This is a genomic window from Staphylococcus sp. T93 (assembly GCF_016743875.1).
Taxonomy (GTDB): Bacteria; Bacillota; Bacilli; order Staphylococcales; family Staphylococcaceae; genus Staphylococcus; species Staphylococcus aureus.
The window spans coordinates 992902-1019836 of sequence record NZ_CP068247.1 but is presented as its reverse complement, the minus strand read 5'-3'; the positions used below and the strand labels follow the sequence as shown (position 1 = coordinate 1019836).

Genomic DNA, 26935 nt, shown 5'->3' with positions numbered 1-26935 from the left:
GGGGTGTGCATTGTGAGTCATCGTTATATACCTTTAACTGAAAAAGACAAGCAAGAAATGTTACAAACAATTGGTGCAAAATCTATAGGAGAATTATTCGGTGATGTACCAAGTGACATTTTATTAAATAGAGATTTAAATATTGCTGAAGGCGAAGCGGAAACAACGTTACTTAGAAGATTAAATCGCATTGCAAGCAAGAATATCACTAAAGAAACGCATACATCATTTTTGGGTGCTGGTGTTTATGATCATTACGCGCCATCAGTTGTGGATGCTATGATTTCAAGATCAGAATTTTACACAGCATATACGCCATATCAACCGGAAATTTCTCAAGGTGAATTACAAGCCATTTTTGAGTTCCAAACTTTAATTTGTGAATTAACAGATATGGATGTAGCAAATTCTTCTATGTATGATGGGATGACTAGCTTTGCTGAAGCATGTATCTTAGCATTTAGTCAAACAAAGAAAAATAAAATTGTAGTCTCAAAAGGTTTACATTATCAAGCATTACAAGTACTTCATACTTATGCTAAGACGCGTAAGGAATTCGAAGTAGTGGAAATCGATTTAGATGGCACTGTTACAGATTTGAAAAAATTAGAAGCAGCAGTGGATGATGAAACAGCAGCTGTTGCAGTACAATATCCAAACTTTTACGGTTCAATTGAAGATCTTGAAAAGATTCATAGCTTTATTGAAGATAAAAAAGCATTATTTATCGTATATGCAAATCCATTAGCATTGGGATTACTTACACCTCCAGGTTCATTTGGTGCAGATATTGTTGTAGGTGATACTCAGCCATTCGGAATTCCTGCTCAATTCGGTGGGCCACATTGTGGATATTTTGCAACGACGAAAAAGTTAATGCGTAAAGTGCCAGGTAGATTAGTCGGTCAAACACAAGATGATGAAGGTAATCGTGGCTTTGTATTAACATTACAAGCACGTGAACAACATATTCGACGCGATAAAGCGACATCTAATATTTGTTCTAACCAAGCATTAAATGCTTTAGCGTCATCAATTGCAATGTCAGCACTTGGTAAACAAGGTATCTATGATATTGCAGTTCAAAATATAGAACATGCTAACTATGCTAAACAACAATTTATTAAAAAAGGTTTTGAAGTATTAGATGGTACATCTTTCAATGAGTTTGTAGTCAAATTTGACAAACCAATTCAACAAGTTAACGAGGAATTAGTGAAGTACAATATTATCGGTGGTTTTGATTTAGGTGTTGTTTCAGACGACTTTAAAAATCACATGTTAATAGCTGTAACTGAATTAAGAACAAAAGATGAAATCGATACATTTGTAGAAAAGGCTGGTGAGTTAAATGACTAGTAAATCAAGTCCATTAATTTTTGAAAGATCTCGTGAAGGCAGATATGCATATTCATTACCAAAAAGTGATATTAAAACAAATTCTGTTGAGTCATTGTTAGATGATAAATTTATTCGTAAAAACAAAGCGGAGTTTCCTGAAGTTGCTGAACTAGACTTAGTACGTCATTATACTGAACTTTCAAATAAAAATTTCGGTGTAGACAACGGATTTTATCCATTGGGTTCATGTACGATGAAGTATAACCCTAAAATTAATGAAAAGGTTGCTAGAATACCAGGATTTAGTGAATCACATCCATTACAAGATGAAGATCAAGTTCAAGGTTCATTAGAAATTATTTATAGTTTGCAAGAAGAATTAAAAGAAATTACTGGTATGGATGAGGTGACATTACAACCAGCTGCTGGCGCACATGGTGAATGGACTGCATTGATGATATTTAAAGCTTACCATGAGAATAATGGTGAAGGTCATCGTGATGAAGTCATTGTGCCAGATTCTGCGCATGGTACGAATCCAGCCTCAGCTTCATTTGCAGGATTTAAATCAGTTACTGTAAAATCAAACGAACGTGGCGAAGTTGATATTGATGACTTGAAACGTGTTGTAAATGAAAATACAGCAGCTATTATGTTAACTAATCCAAACACTTTAGGTATTTTCGAAAAAAATATTATGGAAATCCGTGAAATCGTCCATAATGCTGGTGGTCTATTATATTATGATGGTGCGAATTTAAACGCTATTATGGACAAAGTTCGCCCAGGAGATATGGGATTTGATGCTGTTCATTTAAACTTGCATAAAACATTTACTGGTCCACATGGTGGTGGCGGTCCTGGTTCAGGTCCAGTCGGTGTAGTAAAAGAACTAGCAAGTTACTTACCAAAGCCAATGGTTATTAAAGATGGCGACAAATTTAAATATGATAATGACATTAAAAATTCTATCGGACGTGTAAAACCATTTTATGGTAACTTTGGTATTTACTTAAGAGCTTATACGTATATTCGAACTATGGGAGCAACTGGACTTAAAGAGGTTTCTGAAGCAGCGGTTCTTAATGCGAATTATATTAAAGCACGTTTATCTAAACACTTTGAAATACCTTATAAACAATATTGTAAACACGAGTTTGTGTTAAGTGGTGTGCGTCAAAAAGAATTTGGTGTACGTACTTTAGACATGGCTAAGCGATTATTAGATTTCGGTGTACATCCACCAACAATATACTTCCCATTAAATGTTGAAGAAGGTATGATGATTGAACCGACTGAGACAGAGTCTAAAGAAACACTTGATTATTTTATCGATACATTAATTAGTATTGCTGAAGAAGCTAAAAATGATCCTGATAAAGTGCTAGAAGCACCACATACAACTGTGATTGATCGATTAGACGAAGCTACAGCTGCTCGTAAACCAATATTAAAGTTTGAAAATCTTAAACAGGAAAAATAAAGTATTAAACACATATTCCGAGAATTATTATTCTAACTTTGTATGAAGATTTAAGGATAATGGTTTCAAAATCAATTGAAAAAGACAATTTCTATTTAAACAAGAAAACTAAACCGAAGTAATAACTCTTAGGGTTTGGTATTATTCTTTCATAGAAATTGTCTTTTCATTTTTTAGATTGCGGTAATTGAATCGTATTGAAAATGAGCTGAACTTTCTTTATTATGCTGAAACTAAGTTTAATGATCAGTGAAGCTAGAGAAATATAGTAACAGACTTTGTTAAAAAATTAAAATCTGAGTATTGTTATTGATGATCAATTAACACTCAGATTTTATTAAATCGTATATTAAATTTACAAAAACTATTTTTTAGACTTTATTTTTCCAGTCCATTTTTTATAGCCGCCTTTTAACATATAGATATCTGTATATCCATTCTTTTTCAAAATACGAGCGGCTCTATAGCTAGCAATCCCATTGGCATCACATAAGTATACCGGTTGATCTTTTCTTAATCCTTGGAATCGTTGCCTGAACATTGTCATAGGAATATTGCGAGACCCATTAATGTGACCGTAGTCATAGTCAACTTTCTCTCTAACATCGATGACTTGAGCTTTTCTAATCCCATTATGGAATTCATTTTGATCTAATTCTTTAACAGCTCGCTTGTTAAGAATTTGTTGAACAATCATATAAGCAATAATTGCTATAACTAAAATTATTGCGATGTACAAACTAGCACTCATCTTGCATCCTCCCTAATTAAACGATAATATAATTATAAGACTGTTAGGTCAAATTATCAAAATATTTCACTAAAGAATTGCAATTATTATTCATTTAGTTAAATTGATTAATTAGCGAATCAAATATTATACATTTTGCTGATAGGAGTTCTTGAATATGACTGAAACTTGGAATTTTATTAATACAGGAAGTAAAGACCCATATTATAATATGGCAATGGATGAAGCGTTATTAAATTTTGTCTCTAGAGGTGAAATTGATCCAGTTATACGTTTTTACACATGGAATCCTGCAACATTATCAATAGGGTATTTCCAAAGGCTACAAAAAGAAATTGATATTGATAAGGTTAAAGAGAAAGGTTTTGGTCTCGTAAGGCGTCAAACTGGTGGCCGTGGGGTGCTACATGATAAAGAGTTAACTTACAGTGTGATTGTGCCTGAATCGCATCCGAATATGCCTTCTACAGTTACAGAAGCGTACAGAGTGATTTCACAAGGATTATTAGAAGGATTTAAAAACTTAGGATTTGATACTTATTTTGCGGTACCTAAAACGCCTGAAGAGCGTCAAAAATTAAAACAACCTCGAAGTTCAGTGTGTTTTGATGCACCAAGTTGGTATGAGCTAGTTGTTGAAGGCCGTAAGATTGCTGGGAGTGCTCAAACGAGACAAAAGGGCGTAATCCTCCAACACGGTTCGATTTTACAAGATATTGATATTGATGAACTGTTTGATATGTTTATTTATAAAAATGAAAGATTAAAATTAAAAATGAAAGAGGCATTCGTTGAAAAAGCAGTTGCCATCAATGATATTTCAGATGAACACATTACTATTAGTCAAATGGAAGAAGCTTTCGAGAAAGGTTTTAAGAAAGGTTTAAATATAGAATTAAAGCCACTTGAATTAACAGAAGCTCAATTGGCAGAAGTGGAAGAATTAACTGAAAAATATCGTTCAGATGAATGGATGTTTAGAAAGTAGTTTTTAGAATAAAAAATGGAAGCACGTAGACTATTTTACCTACAAGTGCTTCCGTTTTTTTATCTATTTTCTTCTTTGATTTCTTTTATACTTACGCATTGCTTTGCGATATTTGCGTTGGTCTTCAGTTAAGATGAAGAAATAATAAATCAGATAAATAATACCAGCTATTACAGCAAAGCTGATTAACATTCTGACGATTGAAAAAATAAAGGCATCTAGATTCATTACTAATCCAATCGCAGCAATAATAAGTACAAGATAAAATATTATATTACGCATTAAAAGACTCCTATCATGATTTTGCATTTAAGTTTAATTTTGACAACGCTTGTTGTCCTTTTGTAAGTTGTTTTTTATCTTTATTTTGATAGCCATTTTTAATATCATCAAATGCATGATTCAAATCAGAGTTTAATTTATCGATATTTTTAGACGTTTTTTTATCATCATCACTAAGTGATAAACCATCGATAGCATCTTTGTATGAAGTGTGAGCACTTTGAATATCATTAGAAATTTGATTTAATTTCGATTGAACATTCTTATCGCCTTTGTTTTTACTTACATCTTTCTCAATATCGTTATAGGATTTCAAAGCTTTAGCAACTTTGTCGTAGTATGTTGATGTAACATTCATCAATTTAATTTTCGTATTATTAGATGCAGTTTTTTTACTGTTTTCTTTATCCTTTTCAAGCCCTTTAATTTTAGATTTAGAATCACTAATTTGTTGATTAAGTTCTTGAATATCTAGTTTGAGTTGATGATTATCTTCTCTTAAATCTGTTGTTTTTTCTTCTAATGGTGCTAAATTTTGTGATCCACATCCAGCTAACAATAATGTTGCGCCAACAATTGAAACCAATTTTTTCATTACTATCTCCCTAAAATCAATATCTATTATTTTTTATCCTTATTATGATATTATTTTAATGTATAAAGTTGAAATGCACAAACGTTTCACTAGGAGGTAATAAGATGAGCAGAATAACACAAGTGCATCGTATTTTAGAACAAAAACATTTAGATGCGATTATCATTCTTTCGGATTACAATAGAAGATATTTATCAGGTTTTACTGGTACCAGTGGAGCACTTATCATATCTAAAGATAAACAATATTTGATAACAGACTTTAGATATATTGATCAAGCAACTAAGCAGGCGCCAAATTATGAAATTATTAATCGTAAATCTACTATTATTGGTGAGATTAAAGAATTGCTACACCAAGAAAATTTTGAAAATGTAGGTTTTGAGGGGCATCATGTAAGTTATGATACATACCTTGAATTAAATAAAAGCCGTATATCATTAATAAGCATTTCTAATACTGTAGATAAAATTAGAGACGTCAAAGATGCTGACGAAATTGCTTTAATTCAAAAAGCAGCTAATATTGTTGATGAAACATATGAATATATTTTAACTGTTGTAAAAGCAGGCATGACTGAAAAAGAATTAAAGGCAATATTAGAAAGCAAAATGCTAGAATTAGGAGCAGATGGACCATCATTCGATACGATTGTAGCATCTGGTCATAGAGGTGCATTACCACATGGTGTTGCAAGTGATAAAATTATTGAAAAAGGCGACATGATTACATTAGATTTTGGCGCGTATTATAACGGCTATTGTTCAGATATTACTAGAACATTTGCTATTGGAGAACCAGATCCTAAACTGAAAGAAATATATCAAATAGTACTTGAATCTCAAATGAAAGCAATTAATGAGATTAGACCTGGCATGACTGGTGCAGAAGCTGATGCCATTTCAAGAAACTATTTAGAGTCAAAAGGGTATGGAAAAGAATTTGGACATTCACTAGGACATGGTATTGGTTTAGAAATCCATGAAGGGCCAATGCTGGCTCGTACGATACAAGATAAACTTCAAGTTAACAACTGTGTTACAGTAGAACCTGGTGTTTATATAGAAGGTTTGGGCGGTATAAGAATAGAAGATGATATTTTAATTACAGAAAATGGTTGTCAAGTCTTTACTAAATGCACAAAAGACCTTATAGTTTTAACATAAGCGTGTAAAATGAGGAGGAAACTGAATGATTTCGGTTAATGATTTTAAAACAGGTTTAACAATTTCTGTTGATAACGCTATTTGGAAAGTTATAGACTTCCAACATGTAAAGCCTGGTAAAGGTTCAGCATTCGTTCGTTCAAAATTACGTAATTTAAGAACTGGTGCAATTCAAGAGAAAACGTTTAGAGCTGGTGAAAAAGTTGAACCAGCAATGATTGAAAATCGTCGCATGCAATATTTATATGCTGACGGAGATAATCATGTATTTATGGATAATGAAAGCTTTGAACAAACAGAACTTTCAAGTGATTACTTAAAAGAAGAATTGAATTACTTAAAAGAAGGTATGGAAGTACAAATTCAAACATACGAAGGTGAAACTATCGGTGTTGAATTACCTAAAACTGTTGAATTAACAGTAACTGAAACAGAACCTGGTATTAAAGGTGATACTGCAACTGGTGCCACTAAATCGGCAACTGTTGAAACTGGTTATACATTAAATGTACCTTTATTTGTAAACGAAGGTGACGTTTTAATTATCAACACTGGTGATGGAAGCTACATTTCAAGAGGATAATCTCTAATTTGTTAACAAATAGCTTGTATTCACTATACTGATTTAACGTAAGATATTCTAAATAAGTCTCATAAAGCTATTGCCTAAAATGATTATAGGTTATATGCTGATATGAGGCTTTTTATTTTTAAAATAATTTTTAAAATATAAAACGAATCGTCTAATTGGTAGTGAAAAAACATAGACATGAGTAAAGGTATATATCTACATATCATATTGTTGAGGATAAAACATAATAGCTAATAAAAATAACATTGATATGTTTAACTGAATGCATAAAATTTTTAATCAAGAGTTAAGATGAGTCAATGTTAAGTAATAAATACACAAGTGTTTTTAATTTAAAATGTGGTTTTATTATAACTTTGGGATAGACTTATAATGTCGCCAGCAATATGAACATGCTTGAATTGAAGAGTTGTCTCAAGTAAAATAGACGGGTAGATGAAAACAAACTGAAGGAGTCAGTAATAATGAACTTTAAAGAAATCAAAGAATTAATTGAAATTCTGGATAAATCAACTTTAACGGAAATCAATATTGAAGATACTAAAGGCAAAGTGACGCTTAAGAAAGAAAAAGAAACTGAGATTATCACGCCACAAATCTCACAAATGCCAGTTGAAGCTGCGGCAATGCCTATGCCTCAAGCACAATCAACTGATAGCAATAAAACTGAAGCTCCAAAGCCAACTTCAGATAATCACAAAACAATTAATGCACCTATGGTAGGTACATTTTACAAATCGCCATCTCCAGACGAAGAAGCATATGTGCAAGTTGGGGACACTGTTTCAAATGAAACAACAGTGTGTATTTTAGAGGCAATGAAACTATTTAATGAAATTCAAGCAGAAATTTCAGGTGAAATTGTTGAAATCTTAGTAGAAGACGGACAAATGGTAGAGTATGGCCAACCGTTATTTAAGGTGAAATAATGAAAAAGGTTTTAATTGCAAACCGCGGTGAAATCGCAGTTAGGATTATTCGCGCTTGTCGTGATTTAGGCATCCAAACTGTTGCAATCTATTCTGAAGGGGATAAAGATGCGCTACATACTCAAATTGCTGATGAAGCATATTGCGTAGGTCCCACTTTGTCTAAAGATTCATATTTAAATATTCCGAACATCTTATCTATTGCAACTTCTACAGGTTGTGATGGCGTTCATCCGGGTTATGGCTTTTTAGCTGAAAATGCTGATTTTGCAGAATTATGCGAAGCATGCCAATTGAAGTTCATTGGACCAAGTTATCAATCTATCCAAAAAATGGGTATCAAAGATGTTGCTAAGGCAGAAATGATCAAAGCCAATGTTCCAGTTGTTCCTGGTAGTGACGGTTTAATGAAAGACGTCTCAGAAGCTAAGAAAATCGCCAAAAAAATTGGCTATCCGGTCATCATTAAAGCTACTGCTGGCGGTGGCGGAAAAGGTATCCGTGTTGCTCGTGATGAAAAAGAACTTGAAACTGGCTTCCGAATGACAGAACAAGAAGCTCAAACTGCATTTGGTAATGGTGGACTTTATATGGAGAAATTCATCGAAAACTTCCGCCATATTGAAATCCAAATTGTTGGGGACAGCTATGGTAATGTAATTCATTTAGGAGAACGTGATTGTACAATTCAAAGACGTATGCAGAAATTAGTGGAAGAAGCACCTTCCCCAATTTTAGATGATGAAACACGTCGTGAAATGGGAAATGCCGCAGTTCGTGCAGCGAAAGCTGTAAATTATGAAAATGCGGGAACAATTGAGTTTATATATGATTTAAATGATAATAAATTTTATTTTATGGAAATGAATACACGTATTCAAGTAGAACATCCTGTAACTGAAATGGTAACAGGAATTGATTTAGTTAAATTACAATTACAAGTTGCTATGGGTGACGTGTTACCGTATAAACAAGAAGATATTAAATTAACAGGACACGCAATTGAATTTAGAATTAATGCTGAAAATCCTTACAAGAACTTTATGCCATCACCAGGTAAAATTGAGCAATATCTTGCACCAGGTGGATATGGTGTTCGAATAGAGTCAGCATGTTATACTAATTATACGATACCGCCATATTATGATTCGATGGTAGCGAAATTAATCATACATGAACCGACACGAGATGAAGCGATTATGGCTGGCATTCGTGCACTAAGTGAATTTGTGGTTCTTGGTATTGATACAACTATTCCATTCCATATTAAATTATTGAATAACGATATATTTAGAAGCGGTAAATTTAATACAAACTTTTTAGAGCAAAATAGCATTATGAATGATGAAGGTTAATAGGAGGTCAATCCATGGTCAAAGTAACTGATTATTCAAATTCAAAATTAGGTAAAGTAGAAATAGCGCCAGAAGTGCTATCTGTTATTGCAAGTATAGCTACTTCGGAAGTCGAAGGCATCACTGGCCATTTTGCTGAATTAAAAGAAACAAATTTAGAAAAAGTTAGTCGTAAAAATTTAAGCCGTGATTTAAAAATCGAGAGTAAAGAAGATGGCATATATATAGATGTATATTGTGCATTAAAACATGGTGTTAATATTTCAAAAACTGCAAACAAAATTCAAACGTCAATTTTTAATTCAATTTCTAATATGACAGCGATAGAACCTAAGCAAATTAATATTCACATTACACAAATCGTTATTGAAAAGTAATGTCATACCTAATTCAGTAATTAAATAAAGAAAAATACAAACGTTTGAAGGAGTTAAAAATGAGTCGTAAAGAATCCCGAGTGCAAGCTTTTCAAACTTTATTTCAATTAGAAATGAAGGACAGTGATTTAACGATAAATGAAGCGATAAGCTTTATTAAAGACGATAATCCAGATTTAGACTTCGAATTTATTCATTGGCTAGTTTCTGGCGTTAAAGATCACGAACCTGTATTAGACGAGACAATTAGTCCTTATTTAAAAGATTGGACTATTGCACGTTTATTAAAAACGGATCGTATTATTTTAAGAATGGCAACATATGAAATATTACACAGTGATACACCTGCTAAAGTCGTAATGAATGAAGCAGTTGAATTAACAAAACAATTCAGTGATGATGATCATTATAAATTTATAAATGGTGTATTGAGTAATATAAAAAAATAAAATTGAGTGATGTTATATGTCAGATTATTTAAGTGTTTCAGCTTTAACGAAATATATTAAATATAAATTTGATCAAGATCCACATCTCCAATCTGTATTGATTAAAGGTGAGCTTTCAAATTTCAAAAAGCATTCAAGTGGTCATTTATACTTTAATGTGAAAGATAAAGAAAGCGTTATAAGTGCCATGATGTTCAAAGGTAGTGCTTCTAAATTAAACTTCGAACCTAAAGAAGGAGATGAAGTCTTATTAGAAGCACGTGTTTCTGTTTTTGAACGTCGTGGAAACTATCAAATTTATGTAAATAAAATGCAATTAGATGGTATAGGGAACTTATATCAAAAATTAGAAGCATTAAAGAAAAAATTAACTGAAGAAGGTTGTTTTGATAAAGCGAATAAGAAATCAATACCTAAGTTTCCTAAAAAAATTGCAGTTTTAACAGCGAGTACAGGTGCCGCAATTCGAGATATCCATTCAACGATAAATAGTCGTTTTCCATTAGCTGAACAAATACAAATTAGTACTTTGGTTCAAGGTGAAAAAGCAAAAGACGACATTATTGAAAAAATTGAATATGCAGATAGTTTAGGTGTAGATACCATTATTGTAGGTCGAGGCGGTGGATCCATAGAAGATTTATGGAATTTCAACGAAGAAGCTGTCGTCCGTGCAATATATAATTGTAAGACACCGATTATATCAGCAGTTGGTCATGAAACAGACTTTACATTAAGTGATTTTGCTGCAGACATCAGAGCTGCGACTCCAACTCAAGCTGCTGTTATTGCAACACCAGACCAATATGAATTGCTGCAACAAATACAGCAATATCAGTTTACATTGACTCGTTTCATCAAGAAACATTTAGAACAACAACGTAAACATGTTGAACATTTGTCATCGTATTACAAGTTTAAACAACCAACTTTATTGTATGATCAACAGATACAACGTCGAGATGATTTAGAAAAGAGACTGAAACAACAAATTCAGGCAACTTTTGAACAACAGAGACATCGATTAATGCTGTTGCAACAACGTTATAATTTAAAAGCATTACTAAGTAGTGTTAATCAAGAACAACAAAATAATCTTCAATTGACAAACCAACTTGTTAAATTATTGAATTCTAAGATATTAAGTTATAAAAATGATTTGAAAAATAAAGTAGAAAACTTAAACAATTTAAGTCCAACTAATACAATGTTGCGTGGATATGCAATTGTTAATAAAAAAGACGAAGTCATTACGAGTACTAAAGATTTAACAGAAAATGATCAATTGACGTTAACAATGAAAGATGGCTTAGTAGATGCAAAAGTTACGAAAGTAAGGTGTAATAATGACTAAAGAAACGCAAAGTTTTGAAGAAATGATGCAAGAATTAGAGCAAATTGTTCAAAAATTAGATAATGAAACAGTATCTTTAGAGGAATCATTAGATTTATATCAACGTGGTATGAAACTATCAGCAGCTTGTGACACAACTTTAAAAAATGCCGAAAAAAAGGTGAATGACTTAATAAAAGAAGAAGCTGAGGATGTAAAAAATGACGAATCTACCGATGAATAAATTAATAGATGAAGTCAATAATGAATTATCGGTTGCGATAAATAAATCAGTAATGGATACTCAGCTAGAAGAAAGTATGTTGTATTCATTAAATGCTGGAGGTAAACGCATCCGACCAGTTCTGTTATTACTCACTTTAGATTCACTAAATACCGAGTATGAGTTAGGTATGAAGAGCGCAATTGCACTAGAAATGATTCATACATATTCACTTATTCATGATGACCTACCAGCGATGGATAATGATGATTATCGACGAGGAAAATTAACAAATCATAAAGTATATGGTGAGTGGACTGCGATATTAGCAGGTGATGCTTTATTAACTAAAGCATTTGAACTTATTTCAAGTGATGATAGATTAACTGATGAAGTAAAAATAAAAGTTCTACAACGGCTGTCAATAGCAAGTGGTCATGTTGGAATGGTCGGCGGTCAAATGTTAGATATGCAAAGCGAAGGCCAACCAATTGATCTTGAAACTTTGGAAATGATACACAAAACAAAAACAGGAGCATTATTAACTTTTGCGGTTATGAGTGCAGCAGATATCGCTAATGTCGATGATACAACTAAAGAACATTTAGAAAGTTATAGTTATCATTTAGGTATGATGTTCCAGATTAAAGATGATTTATTAGACTGCTATGGTGATGAAGCAAAGTTAGGTAAAAAAGTGGGCAGCGATCTTGAAAATAATAAAAGTACGTACGTGAGTTTATTAGGGAAAGATGGCGCAGAAGATAAATTGACTTATCATAGAGACGCAGCAGTGGATGAACTAACGCAAATTGATGAACAATTCAATACAAAACACTTATTAGAAATCGTTGATTTATTTTATAGCAGGGATCACTAAAAGCAAATATATCGATTAGCAACAATTGTAAAGTTTGAAATGTCTCAAAAGGCATATTCAACTGACGTTGTTTGTTAATCGATTTTTCTCATGTTGAAACTTAAAATTATGTTGAAGACTTTCATTTAAAAAATAGAATTTTCAATTTCTATACGACAATATTCGTATCTGTGATATCAATGTGATTTTAATTAAATATGTTCAAACAATTGACGCTTATTAAATCTAATAATTAGCAAGTTTATTACACATATATTCATTTTTATACATATTTTAAGCAATTGTTATGCGTAATATGAAAAATATTTATAAATAGATAACCAAGATAGATAAACCATGTTTACCCTTTTTACGTAAAGGTGTTTAGTAGTCGTAAATCAGTGCATGTGTTAAAATAAATGTATAAATATTCGTAATCAGAGGTGTTTACTGTGCCCAAAAAATCGGTTAGGCATATAAAAATTAGAGAAATTATTTCAAATGAACAGATAGAGACACAAGATGAATTAGTTAAACGATTAAACGATTATGATTTAAATGTCACTCAAGCAACTGTTTCTCGTGATATTAAAGAACTACAACTTATTAAAGTACCTATACCTTCAGGTCAATATGTTTATAGTTTACCAAATGATAGAAAATTCCATCCTTTAGAAAAATTGGGACGTTATTTAATGGATTCCTTTGTTAATATAGATGGTACTGATAATTTACTTGTTCTAAAAACATTACCTGGTAATGCACAATCTATTGGAGCTATATTAGACCAAATCAATTGGGAAGAAGTACTAGGCACAATTTGTGGTGATGATACTTGTTTAATTATTTGTCGAAGCAAAGAGGCAAGTGATGAAATCAAGTCAAGAATTTTCAATTTGTTATAAGGATGCGATGAGTTTATGTTACAAACCTTATCAATCAAGCAATTTGCTATTATTGAAGAATTAGAAATTCAATTTTCTGATGGTTTAACTGTTTTAAGTGGTGAAACGGGTTCAGGTAAGTCAATTATTATAGATGCAATTGGACAATTAATTGGAATGAGAGCTTCATCTGATTTTGTAAGACATGGTGAAAAAAAGGCTGTCATCGAAGGTATATTTGATATTGACGAGAGTAAAGATGCTATACATATATTGAAAAATATGGATATTGATGTAGATGAAGATTTTTTATTAGTTAAACGGGAAATTTTCAGCTCTGGTAAAAGTCTTTGTAAAATTAATAATCAAACAGTTACTTTACAAGATTTACGAAAAGTTATGCAAGAATTATTAGATATTCATGGCCAACATGAAACGCAGTCTTTGTTGAAACAAAAATACCATTTAACATTATTGGATAATTACGCAGAATCACGTTATCAAGATTTGTTGGATAAATATCACCAAACTTTTCAAAATTATAAAGCCAAAAAGCAAGAGTTAGAAGATTTAGAATCAGCAGACCAAGCATTGCTACAGCGTTTAGATTTAATGAAATTCCAATTAGAAGAATTGTCTGAAGCACATCTAAAAGAAGGCGAAATAGAGCAACTTGAAATAGATATTAAACGCATTCAAAACTCTGAAAAATTAAGCTTAGCGCTTAATAACGCATATATGACATTAACGGATGAAAATGCTATCACTGATCGTTTATATGAACTAAGCAACCATTTGTTAACAATAAACGATATAGTTCCAAACAAATATGACAAATTAAAAGAAGATATTGATCAATTTTACTACATTTTAGAAGATGCAAAACATGAGTTATATGATGAAATGGCTAATACAGAATTCGACGAACAAGTGTTAAACGAGTATGAATCTCGTATGAATTTGCTGAATAATTTAAAACGTAAATATGGAAAAGATATTTCAGAATTAATCGCATATCAAGAAAAGCTTAATAATGAAATCAATAAAATTGAAAACTATGAACAAAGTACATCGCAGTTACGAGAAGAAATAAATGCATTGTATAATCAAGTTATAGAGGTTGGACAAGCGTTATCAAAGCAGCGTCGTATAGTCGCTAGGGAGTTAAGAGACCACATTGTATCGGAAATTCAAAACTTACAAATGAAAGACGCAAATCTTGAGATTTCATTTAAAAAATTAGAAGAACCGAATATTGATGGAATCGAATTTGTAGAATTTTTAATCAGTCCAAATAAAGGGGAACCATTAAAAAGTTTAAATAAAATTGCGTCAGGTGGAGAACTTTCTAGAATTATGTTAGCGTTAAAAAGTATTTTTGTTAAATCGAGAGGTCAAACTGCAATTTTATTCGATGAGGTTGACTCAGGTGTATCTGGACAAGCTGCACAAAAAATGGCAGAGAAAATGCGAGATATAGCAGAATATATACAAGTTATTTGTATCTCTCACTTACCACAAGTTGCATCGATGAGCGACCATCATTTATTAATTTCGAAATCATCAAAAGATGATCGTACAACAACACAAGTTCAAGAGTTAATTAGCGATGATAAAGTAGATGAAATTGCACGAATGATTTCAGGTGCAAGTGTTACTGATTTAACTCGAGAAAATGCAAGAGAAATGATACAACACAATCAAAGACGTAGATAATTTCCAAAGTGTGTTGAATACTCATTTATGGATTTATTTATGTGCATTCAAACTAAATAGACAATCATGTAAAATAGGTAATTAATGGACATGAAAACTATGTATTAATAAATTTTCAATGGATATATATCATTAGTTAGGAGTAAGAACATGTCAGAGAAACAATATGATTTAGTCGTTCTCGGTGGAGGTACTGCAGGATATGTTGCTGCGATACGTGCGTCTCAATTAGGTAAAAAAGTGGCAATAGTAGAACGACAACTATTAGGAGGTACTTGTCTCCATAAAGGTTGTATTCCTACTAAATCGCTGCTTAAATCTGCTGAAGTATTTCAAACAGTAAAACAGGCAGCAATGTTTGGCGTTGATGTCAAAGATGCTAATGTTAATTTTGAAAATATGTTGGCACGAAAAGAAGACATTATTAATCAAATGTATCAAGGTGTAAAGCATTTAATGCAACACAATCACATTGACATTTATAATGGCACGGGACGTATTCTAGGTACATCTATATTTTCACCTCAAAGTGGCACAATTTCTGTCGAATATGAAGATGGTGAATCAGACTTATTACCCAACCAATTTGTATTAATTGCAACTGGTTCTTCGCCTGCAGAGTTGCCATTCTTATCATTTGATCATGATAAAATTTTATCTAGCGATGATATATTATCATTAAAGACGTTACCATCAAGTATTGGTATTATTGGTGGTGGTGTTATCGGAATGGAATTTGCATCATTGATGATAGATTTAGGTGTTGACGTAACAGTTATAGAAGCAGGTGAAAGAATTTTACCAACTGAAAGTAAACAAGCTTCACAACTATTAAAAAAATCATTGTCAGCACGTGGTGTTAAATTCTATGAGGGAATAAAACTTTCTGAAAATGATATAAATGTTAACGAAGATGGTGTTACGTTTGAAATTTCCTCAGACATAATTAAAGTAGATAAAGTGTTGCTATCGATTGGTAGAAAACCTAACACATCAGATATTGGTTTAAACAACACTAAAATAAAACTTTCAACATCAGGACATATTTTAACGAACGAATTTCAACAAACTGAAGATAAACATATTTATGCAGCTGGTGATTGTATAGGAAAATTACAATTGGCACATGTTGGATCAAAAGAAGGTGTTGTGGCTGTTGATCATATGTTTGAGGGGAACCCAATCCCAGTAAACTATAACATGATGCCTAAGTGTATTTATTCACAACCTGAAATTGCTTCTATCGGTTTAAACATTGAACAAGCAAAGGCAGAGGGAATGAAAGTTAAAAGTTTTAAAGTACCATTTAAAGCAATTGGTAAAGCAGTGATTGATAGCCATGACACAAACGAAGGGTATAGCGAAATGGTGATTGATCAATCAACTGAAGAAATTGTGGGTATTAATATGATTGGTCCACATGTAACAGAATTGATTAATGAGGCATCACTGTTACAGTTCATGAATGGCTCGGCATTAGAATTAGGACTAACAACACACGCACATCCTTCCATCTCTGAAGTGTTGATGGAATTAGGATTGAAAGCAGAAAGTAGAGCTATTCACGTATAAATAGGAGGATTTAACATGATTGATTATAAATCATTAGGCCTTAGCGAAGAAGACCTAAAAGTAATATATAAATGGATGGATTTAGGTAGAAAAATAGATGAAAGACTGTGGTTATTGAACCGTGCAGGTAAAATTCCATTTGTTGTAAGTGGTCAAGGACAAGAAGCAACTCAGATTGGGATGGCATACGCATTAGAAGAAGGTGATATTACAGCGCCTTATTATAGAGATCTAGCTTTCGTTACTTATATGGGTATCTCAGCGTATGATACGTTTTTATCAGCGTTTGGAAAGAAAGACGATGTTAACTCTGGTGGAAAACAAATGCCATCACACTTTAGTAGTAGAGCTAAGAATATTTTGTCTCAAAGTTCACCGGTAGCAACTCAAATACCCCATGCTGTTGGTGCTGCTTTAGCTTTAAAAATGGATGGTAAGAAGAAAATTGCAACAGCAACTGTTGGTGAAGGTAGCTCAAACCAAGGTGACTTCCATGAAGGTTTAAACTTCGCGGGTGTACACAAACTTCCTTTTGTATGTGTCATTATAAATAATAAATATGCAATTTCAGTACCTGATTCATTACAATACGCAGCTGAAAAATTATCGGATAGAGCACTTGGTTACGGTATACATGGTGAACAAGTAGATGGTAATGATCCATTAGCAATGTATAAAGCGATGAAAGAAGCAAGAGATCGAGCTATTTCTGGTCAAGGTTCAACTTTGATTGAAGCAGTAACAAGTCGTATGACAGCTCATTCATCAGATGATGACGACCAATATCGTACGAAAGAAGAGCGTGAAACGCTTAAAAAAGCAGACTGCAATGAAAAGTTCAAAAAAGAGTTGCTTTCAGCTGGCATTATCGATGATGCTTGGTTGGCAGAAATAGAAGCGGAGCATAAAGACATCATCAATAAAGCGACAAAGGCTGCTGAAGACGCGCCATATCCAAGTGTCGAAGAAGCCTATGCATTTGTGTACGAAGAAGGGAGTCTTAACTAATGGCTAAATTATCTTATTTAGAGGCGATACGCCAGGCACAAGACTTAGCATTACAACAAAATAAAGATGTGTTTATTCTTGGTGAAGATGTTGGTAGAAAAGGTGGCGTATTTGGTACTACTCAAGGACTGCAACAAAAATATGGTGAAGACAGAGTTATCGATACGCCATTAGCTGAGTCAAATATTGTTGGAACTGCCATTGGTGCAGCTATGGTAGGTAAAAGACCAATTGCAGAAATTCAATTTGCAGATTTTATTTTACCTGCGACAAATCAAATTATTAGTGAAGCTGCGAAAATGCGTTATCGTTCAAATAATGATTGGCAATGCCCATTAACGATTCGTGCACCATTTGGTGGCGGTGTTCACGGAGGACTATATCATTCACAAAGTATTGAAAGTATATTTGCTTCATCGCCAGGTTTAACAATTGTTATTCCTTCCACACCGTATGATGCTAAAGGGCTTTTATTATCATCTATCGAATCAAATGATCCAGTATTGTACTTTGAGCATAAAAAAGCTTATCGTTTCTTAAAGGAAGAAGTGCCAGAAGAATATTACACTGTACCTTTAGGAAAAGCAGATGTGAAACGTGAAGGTGAAGATTTAACAGTATTTTGTTATGGATTAATGGTCAATTATTGTTTACAAGCAGCGGATATTTTAGCTGCAGACGGTATCAATGTTGAAGTCGTTGATTTACGAACTGTTTATCCATTAGATAAAGAAACAATTATTGATCGTGCTAAACATACAGGTAAAGTTTTACTTGTAACTGAAGATAATTTAGAAGGTAGTATTATGTCAGAAGTGTCAGCGATTATTGCAGAGCATTGCTTGTTCGATTTAGATGCACCAATCATGCGTTTAGCTGCTCCAGATGTACCATCTATGCCATTTTCTCCTGTATTAGAAAATGAAATTATGATGAATCCAGAAAAAATCTTAAATAAAATGCGTGAATTAGCAGAATTCTAGGGAGGGAAAGTCATGGAAATAACAATGCCTAAGTTAGGTGAGAGTGTTCATGAAGGCACCATTGAACAATGGTTAGTTTCTGTTGGTGATCATATTGATGAATATGAACCATTATGTGAAGTTATTACAGATAAAGTGACAGCTGAAGTCCCTTCCACGATATCAGGAACAATTACAGAAATTTTAGTTGAAGCGGGGCAGACAGTAGCTATTGATACAATTATCTGTAAAATTGAAACTGCTGATGAAAAGACAAATGAAACAACTGAAGAGATACAAGCAAAAGTGGATGAGCATACTCAGAAATCTACTAAAAAAGCTAGTGCAACAGTGGAACAGACATCTACTGCTAAACAAAATCAACCACGTAATAATGGTCGCTTTTCACCTGTTGTATTTAAACTCGCTTCAGAGCATGACATTGATTTATCACAAGTTGTAGGTAGTGGATTTGAAGGTCGTGTAACTAAGAAGGATATAATGTCAGTTATTGAAAATGGTGGTACCACAGCTCAATCTGACAAACAAGTTCAAACAAAATCAACATCAGTAGATACATCAAGTAACCAATCATCTGAAGACAATAGTGAAAACAGCACAATACCAGTAAATGGTGTGCGTAAAGCAATTGCGCAAAATATGGTTAATAGTGTAACAGAGATTCCACATGCATGGATGATGATTGAAGTAGATGCTACAAATCTTGTGAATACGAGAAATCATTATAAAAACAGCTTTAAAAATAAAGAAGGATATAATCTAACGTTCTTTGCTTTCTTTGTAAAAGCTGTAGCAGATGCTTTAAAAGCATATCCTTTATTAAATAGTAGCTGGCAAGGAAATGAAATTGTCTTACATAAAGACATTAATATTTCAATTGCTGTTGCTGATGAAAATAAATTATACGTACCTGTGATTAAGCATGCAGACGAAAAGTCAATCAAAGGTATAGCTAGAGAAATTAATACTTTAGCAACGAAAGCGCGTAATAAGCAATTGACAGCTGAAGATATGCAGGGCGGTACATTTACGGTAAATAATACTGGTACATTTGGTTCAGTATCATCAATGGGTATTATAAATCATCCACAAGCAGCGATTTTACAAGTAGAATCAATCGTTAAAAAGCCAGTAGTAATTAATGATATGATTGCAATTCGTAACATGGTTAATTTATGTATTTCAATTGATCATCGTATTTTAGATGGTTTACAAACAGGTAAATTTATGAATCATATTAAACAGCGTATCGAACAGTATACTTTAGAAAATACAAATATATATTAGTGATAACATAGATGCATCTATCGACAACTTGTTTTATCTTGTTCTTGTCGATGGATGTATTATTTTTTGGCACTAAAATATGTGCAATATATTCAAAAAAGATAAAGAACAATAATCAACATGGTTGAATGCATTTTTGCAGTAAAGTCAAAATAAGACATCATACTTGAAACATATTAATGAAAACATGTGAACAAATTAGTTACCATGATTTTAAGCACAATAATGTTTGGTATATTGTTAAAATTGTGTCTAAATATAGGTGTGATTCAGATTAGTTTATTGAACAATATGTTATTAATTAGTAGAATGAGGATAGTTTAAATATAAAGGGATAGGTGATTGAACTTATGGACATGAATTTCGATTTATACATGAACGGTGTTGTAGAACAAGCAAGGAATGAAATTGAATCTGCGGGATATGAGCAATTAACTACTGCAGAAGATGTTGACAAAGTTCTTAAACAAGATGGTACAACACTAGTTATGATCAATTCTGTATGTGGTTGTGCAGGTGGTATCGCAAGACCAGCAGCATCACATGCTTTACATTATGACGTATTACCTGATCGTCTAGTGACAGTATTTGCTGGACAAGATAAAGAAGCGACACAAAGAGCGCGTGAATACTTCGAAGGTTATGCGCCTTCAAGTCCGTCATTTGCATTAGTAAAAGATGGAAAGATTACAGAAATGATTGAAAGACATCAAATCGAAGGTCATGATGTGATGAACGTAATTAATCAATTACAAACATTATTCAATAAATATTGTGAAGAAAGATAAGAGGCGCTAACCCATGTTAAAGTTAAATCCTTACAAGATTGGATTTAGAACAATAAAAACAGCAGTGGGTATGACTTTAGGTGTAATTATTAGTAAGCTGTTAGGTTTAGATAATTATGCTTCAAGCGCCATATTAGTCGTATTATGTATTAAACATACAAAAGTACATTCGCTACAAGCGATTATTTCAAGATTAGTATCATGTTTTTTAGTATTGTTTTTAGGTTCAGCAATATTTAGTTTATTAGGTCAGAGTCCAATTGTACTCGGTATTATCGTATTGTTATTTATACCATTAACTGTCGTATTAAAAGTACAAGAAGGTGTCATTACGAGTTGCGTTATATTACTTCATGTTTTTAATGCAAAATCAATTGATGCACATTTAATTGTTAATGAAACATTATTACTGTTAATTGGACTAAGCATTGCATTTACAATGAATTTAATGATGCCAAGTTTAGACAAACAACTAGACGAATACAAATGTAAAATTGAGCAACAAATTGCTGATATTTTTAGTAAATATAGTTATATTTGTGAAAAATATGAAGATACCATTGCGATTGAATTTGAAGTGTTACTTTTAAATATTAAAAAGGCGAAGTCTATCGCGTTCCGAGATGTTAAAAATCATTTTGTTAGAAACGAAAATTCATACTATCATTATTTTGATATGCGAGAAGAGCAAGTGGAATTGTTAATGAGAATGAAACCGCTCATCGAAAGTATCTGTCATAAAGATCCGCTTTTAAATGATGTTGCGTCACTGCTGAAAGAAATTGGTCTAAATGTGAATAGTAATGACTATACAGCAATGCGTTTACACAATTTGTATGAGACGCGTTTGAAATTGGATGAACTGCCATTGCCAACAACACACAAAGCGCTTAACTCGAGAGCAAGTATTATTCAAATATTAAATGAATTAGAAGAATATTTACAAATCAAATCGCAATTTGGTTCATTGAAAATGCATAGTGAAGTAGCTTAAAAAATAATCCATCCGTATGACCCATGTTTGAAAGTAATCGTTGCAATACGATAACTTATTAATACATGCGTTTATAATGGATGGATTTTTAATTGTATGATTTTGTATAGGTAGTTGAGATATAGTTTATAAAATTGGAATGATACTCGTTAATAACAATGCTAATACAACTGATACAAGCATAACGATAATGATAATTCTTAAAACTTTATTTTGCATTTTGTGTGCCTCCAAATGAATAACCTTTGTATTAATAATTACGACATAAGATATAAAACTTTTAACTTGAGACGATATAACTAGCAATCATCATAAAGGAATATAATAAAAAACATGAGTAAGTTTGCTTATGTCATTTTCCTCATTATACGATATCTTTGAAAAATCAATCAATATATTTTTGACAAAGCTTAGTTTGAGTTACAATAATTATATATAATAAATTGAAAATAATATGACACAATTTACAAACCTGATAAATCTGTGTAACGTCAATTACTGTAACATTTTATTTCATCAATTTTTACCGTTTGGCGTACATGAAAATTTTGATAAAAGGGGTTCCATTATGATTAATGAGCAAAGATTACTTAATACGTTTTTTGAACTTGTACAAATCGATTCTGAGACAGGGAATGAATCAACAATCCAACCTATTTTAAAAGAAAAATTCATAGCATTAGGGTTAGATGTTAAAGAAGATGAAGCGGCTAAACATCCTAAATTAGGTGCCAATAATCTAGTGTGTACAATGAATAGTACTATCGAAGAAGGCGAAGTACCTAAATTATATTTGACGAGCCATATGGATACTGTTGTACCCGCAATTAATGTAAAGCCAATTGTAAAAGATGACGGCTACATATACTCTGATGGTACGACTATTCTAGGTGCAGATGATAAAGCAGGATTATCAGCGATGCTTGAAGTTTTGCAAGTGATAAAGGAACAACAAATCCCACATGGACAAATTCAATTTGTGATTACTGTTGGAGAAGAATCAGGTTTAATTGGTGCTAAAGAATTAAATTCAGAGTTGTTGGACGCGGACTTTGGTTATGCTATTGATGCAAGTGCTGATGTCGGTACTACGGTTGTAGGTGCACCGACGCAAATGTTAATTTCAGCTAAAATTTTTGGCAAAACGGCTCATGCAAGTACGCCAAAAGAGGGTGTTAGTGCTATTAATATTGCGGCGAAAGCAATTAGTCGAATGAAATTAGGACAAGTTGATGAAATAACTACTGCCAATATTGGTAAGTTTCATGGCGGTTCAGCTACGAATATTGTTGCAGATGAAGTCATTTTAGAAGCAGAGGCACGTTCTCACGATCCAGAAAGAATAAAAACACAAGTCAAACATATGACTGATGTGTTTGAAACTACTGCATCAGAATTAGGTGGGAAAGCAGTAGTTACAGTGGAGCAAAGTTATCCAGGATTTAAAATTAATGATAATGAAGCGGTTGTTAAAATTGCACAAGAAAGTGCTCGTAATTTAGGATTATCTGCAAATACAATTATTTCTGGTGGCGGTTCAGACGGCAGTATTATTAATACATTTGGTATTCCTTCAGTCATTTTAGGAGTGGGTTATGAAAAAATCCATACAACAAATGAGAGAATGCCGATTAAATCATTGAACTTGCTTGCAAGTCAAGTGTTAGAAATAATCAAAATAGTTGCGCGACATTCGAAATGATTTAGTGTAGTGTATGTCTATTTTGTGATACAATACTAATGAAAAATCAACAAGTGAGGTAAGTAATATGACACAACAAATTGGAGTTATTGGTTTAGCCGTTATGGGTAAAAACCTAGCTTGGAATATTGAATCACGCGGATATAGTGTATCTGTATTTAACCGCTCAAGTGAAAAAACTGATTTAATGGTTGAAGAATCAAAAGGGAAAAATATTCATCCAACGTATTCATTGGAAGAATTTGTTAATTCTTTAGAAAAACCACGTAAAATTTTATTAATGGTTCAAGCAGGTAAAGCTACGGACGCAACGATTGATAGTTTGTTACCTTTATTAGATGATGGAGATATTTTAATTGATGGTGGTAATACAAACTATCAAGATACTATCAGACGTAATAAAGCATTAGCACAAAGTGCAATCAACTTTATTGGTATGGGCGTTTCTGGTGGTGAAATTGGAGCGTTAACTGGTCCGTCATTAATGCCGGGTGGACAAGAAGAAGCTTATAACAAAGTTGCAGATATTCTTGATGCAATTGCTGCAAAGGCAAAAGACGGTGCTTCATGTGTTACTTATATTGGACCTAATGGTGCTGGACACTATGTGAAAATGGTACACAATGGTATCGAATATGCTGACATGCAATTAATTGCAGAAAGTTATGCTATGATGAAAGAATTATTAGGCATGTCTCATGAAGACATTGCTCAAACGTTCAAAGACTGGAATGCTGGTGAATTAGAAAGTTATTTAATTGAAATCACTGGTGATATTTTCATGAAATTAGATGAAAATAAAGAAGCATTAGTTGAAAAAATTCTTGATACTGCAGGTCAAAAAGGTACAGGAAAATGGACTTCAATTAACGCATTAGAATTAGGTATTCCATTAACAATCATTACTGAATCTGTATTTGCACGTTTTATCTCTTCAATCAAAGAAGAGCGCGTAAATGCTTCTAAAGAATTAAATGGTCCAAAAGCATCATTTGATGGTGACAAGAAAGACTTTTTAGAAAAAATTCGTAAAGCATTATATATGAGTAAAATTTGTTCTTATGCACAAGGTTTCGCGCAAATGCGTAAAGCAAGTGAAGATAATGAATGGAATTTAAAACTTGGTGATTTAGCTATGATTTGGAGAGAAGGTTGCATTATCCGTGCACAATTCTTACAAAAGATCAAAGATGCTTACGATAATAATCCAGGATTACAAAACTTATTGCTAGATCCTTACTTTAAAAACATCGTTACTGAATATCAAGATGCGTTACGTGATGTTGTCGCAACTGGTGTTCAAAATGGTGTACCAACACCTGGTTTCTCATCAAGTATTAATTACTATGATAGTTACCGTGCTGCTGATTTACCTGCAAACTTAATTCAAGCACAACGTGACTACTTCGGTGCTCATACGTACGAAAGAAAAGATAAAGAAGGCGTATTCCATACACAATGGATTGAAGAATAATATTGATTAAAGGATAGTTGAAAGATACTATCCTTTTTTATATCTTTTGATAAATATAAAAGAGAGTGTGATAGAGTAGCTACAACCTATAAAAAATTACACAAGTATTATCCTTGACCTTAAAAGCATCCCGCCATATTTTTAAGCATTTTGTGAAGTAATAAAATATTTACTGTGTTATGATAGCATGTACTATAGAGAAATAGAGGTACTATTTTATGGAAAAGTTAAATCAAGTTATGTTATATGTTGATGATGTCGAAAAAGCGAAAGCATTTTGGACAGAAACTTTAGAATTTGTTGTTGTAAGTGAAACACCGTTAGCTGAGGACTATGTTGCAGTTGAAGTATCACCTACCAAAGATGCTGAAACGTCATTGACGATTATGGCAAAAGAATTTATTGAAAAGCATAGCCCGGAAGTGAACCTAGGAACACCATCTTTAATGTTTAAAGAGAAAAACTTTGATGCATTATACTCAAAATTAAATGATTTAGGTTTAACTGGGCATGATATAGTAGAAATGAATGGTCAACGTGTATTTAATTTTCAAGATGGCCAAGGTAACTATTTTGCAGTTAGTGACTAAACAATCGATTTTAATATTTATACAAACCTTTATATTGATTTTCGGATTGAATTTCAGTATGAAGGTTTTATTTTTATCGTTTTATGCAATCGTTTGCACAAATCTTTTGACTTTTTTAGAAAGTGTGACTAAACTGGTATTATACAGTGGTTGGAAGCGTTTTCCGATGCAGAAATTAACAGGAGGTGATTAAATGGTTACGATTAAAGATGTTGCACTAAAAGCCGGTGTTTCTCCTTCGACAGTTTCAAGAGTTATAAAAGGAAATCAACGTATTAGCGAAGCGACAATTTCAAAAGTGAAGAAAGTTATGGAAGAATTGAATTATTTTCCTAATACCGCTGCTAGAACTTTAATTACAAACCAAACATATAAAATTGGTTTAGTGTTAAAAGGGTCTGAGGAGCCTATTCGACTGAATCCATTCTACATCAATGTATTGCTAGGAATTTCTGAAACGTGTAACCAGCATGGCTATGGTACACAAACGACAGTCTCAAATAATATGAATGATTTAATGGATGAAGTTTATAAAATGATTAAACAACGAATGGTTGATGCGTTTATACTGCTCTATTCAAAAGAAAATGATCCGATTAAACAAATGTTAATTGATGAAAGCATGCCATTTATTGTGATTGGTAAGCCTACATCGGATATAGATCATCAATTTACACATATAGATAATGATAATATATTAGCTTCTGAAAATTTGACACGACATGTTATTGAACAAGGTGTAGATGAATTAATATTTATTACAGAAAAAGGAAATTTTGAAGTTTCAAAAGATAGAATTCAAGGATTTGAAACGATAGCTTCTCAAAATAAAATTAATTATCAAATTATTGAGACTAGTAATGAAAGAGAAGTTATTTTTAATTACATGCAAAATCTACATACGCGTTTGAAGGACCCAAATATTAAACAGGCAATCATTTCGTTAGATGCTATGTTACATTTAGCGATTTTAAGTGTCCTATATGAACTTAATATTGAAATTCCGAAAGATGTAATGACAGCAACGTTCAATGATTCTTATTTAACCGAAATTGCGTCACCACCACAAACCTGTATTGACATCAAGCCTCGAATGTTAGGTCAACAGGCTGGTGCAGCAATTTTAAATATATTGAAAAACAAAGCACAGGATGTTATTGAACTCGTCATTATAGATACAGAATTAAAAATAAGAAAATCAACACAGCGATAGC

Annotated in this window: 29 protein-coding genes; 25 read left to right on the top strand and 4 right to left on the bottom strand. The window is 32.5% G+C overall.

The window, feature by feature from the left end:
• Positions 1 to 12 precede the first annotated feature (12 nt).
• Both gcvPA and gcvPB read left to right on the top strand, forming a co-directional pair.
• Entirely contained in the window at positions 13 to 1359 is a 1347-nt protein-coding gene (gene gcvPA, locus JG553_RS04870; RefSeq protein ID WP_000019687.1) for an aminomethyl-transferring glycine dehydrogenase subunit GcvPA, read from the top strand.
• Positions 1352 to 2824: an aminomethyl-transferring glycine dehydrogenase subunit GcvPB gene (gene gcvPB / locus JG553_RS04865; RefSeq protein WP_000202189.1), complete on the top strand. Its 1473-nt coding sequence runs from the start codon at positions 1352 to 1354 to the stop codon at positions 2822 to 2824. The genes gcvPA and gcvPB overlap by 8 nt, the downstream gene beginning before the upstream one ends.
• A gap of 364 nt (positions 2825 to 3188) precedes the next feature.
• Here gcvPB and JG553_RS04860 read toward each other — a convergent pair whose 3' ends face one another.
• Positions 3189 to 3575, bottom strand: a complete 387-nt coding sequence (locus JG553_RS04860) for a rhodanese-like domain-containing protein (protein WP_001276571.1) — start codon at positions 3573 to 3575, stop codon at positions 3189 to 3191.
• Positions 3576 to 3732: 157 nt separating this feature from the next.
• Between JG553_RS04860 and JG553_RS04855 the strand changes: the two genes are divergently transcribed.
• Complete coding sequence (locus tag JG553_RS04855; protein WP_000141109.1) at positions 3733 to 4563, top strand: lipoate--protein ligase family protein; 831 nt, start codon at positions 3733 to 3735, stop codon at positions 4561 to 4563.
• A 63-nt stretch (positions 4564 to 4626) separates the two neighbouring features.
• Here JG553_RS04855 and JG553_RS04850 read toward each other — a convergent pair whose 3' ends face one another.
• Both JG553_RS04850 and JG553_RS04845 read right to left on the bottom strand, forming a co-directional pair.
• Positions 4627 to 4845 carry an SA1362 family protein gene (locus tag JG553_RS04850; RefSeq protein WP_001244298.1) on the bottom strand — a complete coding sequence of 73 codons (219 nt, stop codon included), beginning with the start codon at positions 4843 to 4845 and terminating at the stop codon, positions 4627 to 4629.
• A 13-nt stretch (positions 4846 to 4858) separates the two neighbouring features.
• A complete protein-coding gene (locus tag JG553_RS04845) occupies positions 4859 to 5440 on the bottom strand; it encodes a hypothetical protein (RefSeq protein ID WP_000737686.1) in 582 nt (193 codons plus the stop codon).
• A 104-nt stretch (positions 5441 to 5544) separates the two neighbouring features.
• On the opposite strand from JG553_RS04845, the gene JG553_RS04840 reads away from it, so the two are divergent.
• The 17 genes from JG553_RS04840 to JG553_RS04760 all read left to right on the top strand — a co-directional run bounded on the left by JG553_RS04840 (position 5545) and on the right by JG553_RS04760 (position 21955).
• Positions 5545 to 6606, top strand: coding sequence for a M24 family metallopeptidase (locus JG553_RS04840; RefSeq protein WP_000087107.1), 1062 nt, complete (start codon positions 5545 to 5547; stop codon positions 6604 to 6606).
• A gap of 25 nt (positions 6607 to 6631) precedes the next feature.
• Positions 6632 to 7189 (top strand): elongation factor P, encoded by a 558-nt coding sequence (gene efp, locus JG553_RS04835; protein WP_000626504.1) that lies wholly within the window; start codon positions 6632 to 6634, stop codon positions 7187 to 7189.
• 473 nt (positions 7190 to 7662) lie between these two features.
• On the top strand, positions 7663 to 8127 hold the full coding sequence (accB, locus tag JG553_RS04830; RefSeq protein ID WP_001009516.1) for an acetyl-CoA carboxylase biotin carboxyl carrier protein: 465 nt from the start codon (positions 7663 to 7665) through the stop codon (positions 8125 to 8127).
• Entirely contained in the window at positions 8127 to 9482 is a 1356-nt protein-coding gene (gene accC / locus JG553_RS04825) for an acetyl-CoA carboxylase biotin carboxylase subunit (protein ID WP_000756612.1), read from the top strand. Before accB ends, accC begins: the two co-directional genes overlap by 1 nt.
• A gap of 14 nt (positions 9483 to 9496) precedes the next feature.
• Positions 9497 to 9859: an Asp23/Gls24 family envelope stress response protein gene (locus JG553_RS04820; protein ID WP_000241588.1), complete on the top strand. Its 363-nt coding sequence runs from the start codon at positions 9497 to 9499 to the stop codon at positions 9857 to 9859.
• A 59-nt stretch (positions 9860 to 9918) separates the two neighbouring features.
• Positions 9919 to 10308 (top strand): transcription antitermination factor NusB, encoded by a 390-nt coding sequence (nusB, locus tag JG553_RS04815; protein WP_000087385.1) that lies wholly within the window; start codon positions 9919 to 9921, stop codon positions 10306 to 10308.
• Positions 10309 to 10324: 16 nt separating this feature from the next.
• On the top strand, positions 10325 to 11662 hold the full coding sequence (gene xseA / locus JG553_RS04810) for an exodeoxyribonuclease VII large subunit (protein WP_001286928.1): 1338 nt from the start codon (positions 10325 to 10327) through the stop codon (positions 11660 to 11662).
• Positions 11655 to 11885, top strand: a complete 231-nt coding sequence (locus JG553_RS04805) for an exodeoxyribonuclease VII small subunit (RefSeq protein ID WP_000159865.1) — start codon at positions 11655 to 11657, stop codon at positions 11883 to 11885. The genes xseA and JG553_RS04805 overlap by 8 nt, the downstream gene beginning before the upstream one ends.
• Positions 11863 to 12744, top strand: a complete 882-nt coding sequence (locus JG553_RS04800) for a polyprenyl synthetase family protein (protein WP_000183378.1) — start codon at positions 11863 to 11865, stop codon at positions 12742 to 12744. Before JG553_RS04805 ends, JG553_RS04800 begins: the two co-directional genes overlap by 23 nt.
• A gap of 431 nt (positions 12745 to 13175) precedes the next feature.
• Positions 13176 to 13628 (top strand): transcriptional regulator AhrC/ArgR, encoded by a 453-nt coding sequence (gene ahrC, locus JG553_RS04795; RefSeq protein ID WP_001124985.1) that lies wholly within the window; start codon positions 13176 to 13178, stop codon positions 13626 to 13628.
• Between the two features lie 15 nt (positions 13629 to 13643).
• Entirely contained in the window at positions 13644 to 15323 is a 1680-nt protein-coding gene (recN, locus tag JG553_RS04790) for a DNA repair protein RecN (protein ID WP_000942214.1), read from the top strand.
• 150 nt (positions 15324 to 15473) lie between these two features.
• Positions 15474 to 16895 (top strand): dihydrolipoyl dehydrogenase, encoded by a 1422-nt coding sequence (gene lpdA, locus JG553_RS04785; RefSeq protein ID WP_001291535.1) that lies wholly within the window; start codon positions 15474 to 15476, stop codon positions 16893 to 16895.
• Between the two features lie 15 nt (positions 16896 to 16910).
• On the top strand, positions 16911 to 17903 hold the full coding sequence (locus JG553_RS04780) for a thiamine pyrophosphate-dependent dehydrogenase E1 component subunit alpha (protein ID WP_000568353.1): 993 nt from the start codon (positions 16911 to 16913) through the stop codon (positions 17901 to 17903).
• Positions 17903 to 18886 (top strand): alpha-ketoacid dehydrogenase subunit beta, encoded by a 984-nt coding sequence (locus tag JG553_RS04775; RefSeq protein ID WP_001096642.1) that lies wholly within the window; start codon positions 17903 to 17905, stop codon positions 18884 to 18886. Before JG553_RS04780 ends, JG553_RS04775 begins: the two co-directional genes overlap by 1 nt.
• A gap of 12 nt (positions 18887 to 18898) precedes the next feature.
• Complete coding sequence (locus JG553_RS04770) at positions 18899 to 20173, top strand: dihydrolipoamide acetyltransferase family protein (protein ID WP_000406843.1); 1275 nt, start codon at positions 18899 to 18901, stop codon at positions 20171 to 20173.
• A gap of 350 nt (positions 20174 to 20523) precedes the next feature.
• On the top strand, positions 20524 to 20961 hold the full coding sequence (brxB, locus tag JG553_RS04765; protein WP_000367419.1) for a bacilliredoxin BrxB: 438 nt from the start codon (positions 20524 to 20526) through the stop codon (positions 20959 to 20961).
• 13 nt (positions 20962 to 20974) lie between these two features.
• Positions 20975 to 21955 carry an aromatic acid exporter family protein gene (locus JG553_RS04760; RefSeq protein WP_000916195.1) on the top strand — a complete coding sequence of 327 codons (981 nt, stop codon included), beginning with the start codon at positions 20975 to 20977 and terminating at the stop codon, positions 21953 to 21955.
• Between the two features lie 126 nt (positions 21956 to 22081).
• On the opposite strand, the gene prli42 is transcribed toward JG553_RS04760, so the two are convergent.
• Positions 22082 to 22261 (bottom strand): stressosome-associated protein Prli42, encoded by a 180-nt coding sequence (prli42, locus tag JG553_RS04755; protein ID WP_001789875.1) that lies wholly within the window; start codon positions 22259 to 22261, stop codon positions 22082 to 22084.
• A 262-nt stretch (positions 22262 to 22523) separates the two neighbouring features.
• Here prli42 and JG553_RS04750 point away from each other — a divergent pair, with 262 nt between their 5' ends.
• The 5 genes from JG553_RS04750 to JG553_RS04730 all read left to right on the top strand — a co-directional run bounded on the left by JG553_RS04750 (position 22524) and on the right by JG553_RS04730 (position 26934).
• Positions 22524 to 23657, top strand: a complete 1134-nt coding sequence (locus tag JG553_RS04750) for a tripeptidase T (protein ID WP_000606678.1) — start codon at positions 22524 to 22526, stop codon at positions 23655 to 23657.
• A 67-nt stretch (positions 23658 to 23724) separates the two neighbouring features.
• On the top strand, positions 23725 to 25131 hold the full coding sequence (gndA, locus tag JG553_RS04745) for an NADP-dependent phosphogluconate dehydrogenase (RefSeq protein ID WP_000193707.1): 1407 nt from the start codon (positions 23725 to 23727) through the stop codon (positions 25129 to 25131).
• 218 nt (positions 25132 to 25349) lie between these two features.
• Entirely contained in the window at positions 25350 to 25721 is a 372-nt protein-coding gene (locus JG553_RS04740; protein WP_000413437.1) for a VOC family protein, read from the top strand.
• On the top strand, positions 25660 to 25914 hold the full coding sequence (locus JG553_RS04735) for a hypothetical protein (protein ID WP_001791638.1): 255 nt from the start codon (positions 25660 to 25662) through the stop codon (positions 25912 to 25914). The genes JG553_RS04740 and JG553_RS04735 overlap by 62 nt, the downstream gene beginning before the upstream one ends.
• A complete protein-coding gene (locus tag JG553_RS04730) occupies positions 25915 to 26934 on the top strand; it encodes a LacI family DNA-binding transcriptional regulator (RefSeq protein ID WP_000256338.1) in 1020 nt (339 codons plus the stop codon). It abuts the gene before it with no gap.
• Position 26935: the final 1 nt, after the last annotated feature.

What these genes read in the sequence shown, in the direction of transcription:
- gcvPB (WP_000202189.1), top strand. Translation starts at nt 1,352, where the DNA reads ATGACTAGTAAATCAAGTCCATTAATTTTTGAAAGATCTCGTGAAGGC.
- JG553_RS04860 (WP_001276571.1), bottom strand. Translation starts at nt 3,575, where the DNA reads ATGAGTGCTAGTTTGTACATCGCAATAATTTTAGTTATAGCAATTATT.
- JG553_RS04855 (WP_000141109.1), top strand. Translation starts at nt 3,733, where the DNA reads ATGACTGAAACTTGGAATTTTATTAATACAGGAAGTAAAGACCCATAT.
- JG553_RS04850 (WP_001244298.1), bottom strand. Translation starts at nt 4,845, where the DNA reads ATGCGTAATATAATATTTTATCTTGTACTTATTATTGCTGCGATTGGA.
- JG553_RS04845 (WP_000737686.1), bottom strand. Translation starts at nt 5,440, where the DNA reads ATGAAAAAATTGGTTTCAATTGTTGGCGCAACATTATTGTTAGCTGGA.
- JG553_RS04840 (WP_000087107.1), top strand. Translation starts at nt 5,545, where the DNA reads ATGAGCAGAATAACACAAGTGCATCGTATTTTAGAACAAAAACATTTA.
- efp (WP_000626504.1), top strand. Translation starts at nt 6,632, where the DNA reads ATGATTTCGGTTAATGATTTTAAAACAGGTTTAACAATTTCTGTTGAT.
- accB (WP_001009516.1), top strand. Translation starts at nt 7,663, where the DNA reads ATGAACTTTAAAGAAATCAAAGAATTAATTGAAATTCTGGATAAATCA.
- accC (WP_000756612.1), top strand. Translation starts at nt 8,127, where the DNA reads ATGAAAAAGGTTTTAATTGCAAACCGCGGTGAAATCGCAGTTAGGATT.
- JG553_RS04820 (WP_000241588.1), top strand. Translation starts at nt 9,497, where the DNA reads ATGGTCAAAGTAACTGATTATTCAAATTCAAAATTAGGTAAAGTAGAA.
- nusB (WP_000087385.1), top strand. Translation starts at nt 9,919, where the DNA reads ATGAGTCGTAAAGAATCCCGAGTGCAAGCTTTTCAAACTTTATTTCAA.
- xseA (WP_001286928.1), top strand. Translation starts at nt 10,325, where the DNA reads ATGTCAGATTATTTAAGTGTTTCAGCTTTAACGAAATATATTAAATAT.
- JG553_RS04805 (WP_000159865.1), top strand. Translation starts at nt 11,655, where the DNA reads ATGACTAAAGAAACGCAAAGTTTTGAAGAAATGATGCAAGAATTAGAG.
- JG553_RS04800 (WP_000183378.1), top strand. Translation starts at nt 11,863, where the DNA reads ATGACGAATCTACCGATGAATAAATTAATAGATGAAGTCAATAATGAA.
- recN (WP_000942214.1), top strand. Translation starts at nt 13,644, where the DNA reads ATGTTACAAACCTTATCAATCAAGCAATTTGCTATTATTGAAGAATTA.
- lpdA (WP_001291535.1), top strand. Translation starts at nt 15,474, where the DNA reads ATGTCAGAGAAACAATATGATTTAGTCGTTCTCGGTGGAGGTACTGCA.
- JG553_RS04780 (WP_000568353.1), top strand. Translation starts at nt 16,911, where the DNA reads ATGATTGATTATAAATCATTAGGCCTTAGCGAAGAAGACCTAAAAGTA.
- JG553_RS04775 (WP_001096642.1), top strand. Translation starts at nt 17,903, where the DNA reads ATGGCTAAATTATCTTATTTAGAGGCGATACGCCAGGCACAAGACTTA.
- JG553_RS04770 (WP_000406843.1), top strand. Translation starts at nt 18,899, where the DNA reads ATGGAAATAACAATGCCTAAGTTAGGTGAGAGTGTTCATGAAGGCACC.
- brxB (WP_000367419.1), top strand. Translation starts at nt 20,524, where the DNA reads ATGGACATGAATTTCGATTTATACATGAACGGTGTTGTAGAACAAGCA.
- JG553_RS04760 (WP_000916195.1), top strand. Translation starts at nt 20,975, where the DNA reads ATGTTAAAGTTAAATCCTTACAAGATTGGATTTAGAACAATAAAAACA.
- JG553_RS04750 (WP_000606678.1), top strand. Translation starts at nt 22,524, where the DNA reads ATGATTAATGAGCAAAGATTACTTAATACGTTTTTTGAACTTGTACAA.
- gndA (WP_000193707.1), top strand. Translation starts at nt 23,725, where the DNA reads ATGACACAACAAATTGGAGTTATTGGTTTAGCCGTTATGGGTAAAAAC.
- JG553_RS04740 (WP_000413437.1), top strand. Translation starts at nt 25,350, where the DNA reads ATGGAAAAGTTAAATCAAGTTATGTTATATGTTGATGATGTCGAAAAA.
- JG553_RS04735 (WP_001791638.1), top strand. Translation starts at nt 25,660, where the DNA reads ATGGTCAACGTGTATTTAATTTTCAAGATGGCCAAGGTAACTATTTTG.
- JG553_RS04730 (WP_000256338.1), top strand. Translation starts at nt 25,915, where the DNA reads ATGGTTACGATTAAAGATGTTGCACTAAAAGCCGGTGTTTCTCCTTCG.